This is a genomic window from Streptomyces sp. NPDC056128 (assembly GCF_042263835.1).
Lineage (GTDB): Bacteria > Actinomycetota > Actinomycetes > Streptomycetales > Streptomycetaceae > Streptomyces.
The window spans coordinates 1-1,000 of the sequence record NZ_JBHJVQ010000101.1; the positions used below are offsets into that span (position 1 = coordinate 1).

Annotated in this window: 1 protein-coding gene; it reads left to right on the plus strand. The window is 64.1% G+C overall.

Annotated elements, in window-relative coordinates; translation table 11 throughout:
* On the plus strand, positions 1–1,000 hold a 1,000-nt coding region (locus ACFC1X_RS40830; RefSeq protein WP_376364849.1), incomplete at both ends, for a condensation domain-containing protein.

Consider the following 1,000-nt stretch of genomic DNA (forward strand, 5'->3'; position numbering starts at 1 on the left):
CTGCTCTTCCACGCCCTCTACGACACCGACGAGACCACCCCCGACGTCTACGCCGTCCAGCTCGAACTCACCCTCGAAGGCGAACTCGACACCAACGCCCTCAAAAACGCCGCCCAGACCCTCATCAACCGCCACCCCAACCTCCGCGCCGCCTTCCGCACCCGCGGCACCAACAACCCCATCCAGATCATCCCCCGCCACGTCACCATCCCCTTCACCGAACACAACCTCACCCACCTCACCCCCACCCAAGCCCACACCCAACTCACCGACATCATCAACACCGACCGCACCACCCGCTTCGACCCCACCACACCCCCCCTCATCCGCATCACCCTCACCCACCTCACCCCCACCACCCACCACCTCCTCATCTCCAACCACCACATCCTCCTCGACGGATGGTCCATGCCCCTGGCCATCCGCGAACTCTTCACCCTCTACCAAACCAACGGAAACGACACCCACCTCCCCACCCCCACCCCCTACCGCACCTACCTCACCTGGCTCACCCAACAAAACCCCCACACCGCCACCACCGCCTGGAAAAACCACCTCACCGGCCTCACCCAACCCACCCTCCTCACCCCCCACCACACCCCCACACCACCCCACTCCCACCACACCACCCTCCCCACCCACACCCTCCAAACCCTCCGAACCCAACTCCGCACCCACGGACTCACCCTCAACACCGCCATACAAACCGCCTGGACACTCCTCCTCACCCACTACACCGGCAACCACGACATCGTCTTCGGCACCACCGTCTCCGGCCGACCCCCCGAAATCCCCGGCATCGAAGACATGATCGGCCTCTTCATCAACACCATCCCCACCCGCGCCACCACCCACAAAAACGACACCCTCCTCACCCTCATGCACCGCCTCCAACACCAGCACACCACCCTCCTCGACCACCACCACACCAGCCTCACCACCATCCACAACCTCACCCCCCACCCCCAACTCTTCGACACCACCCTCGTCTTCGAAAACT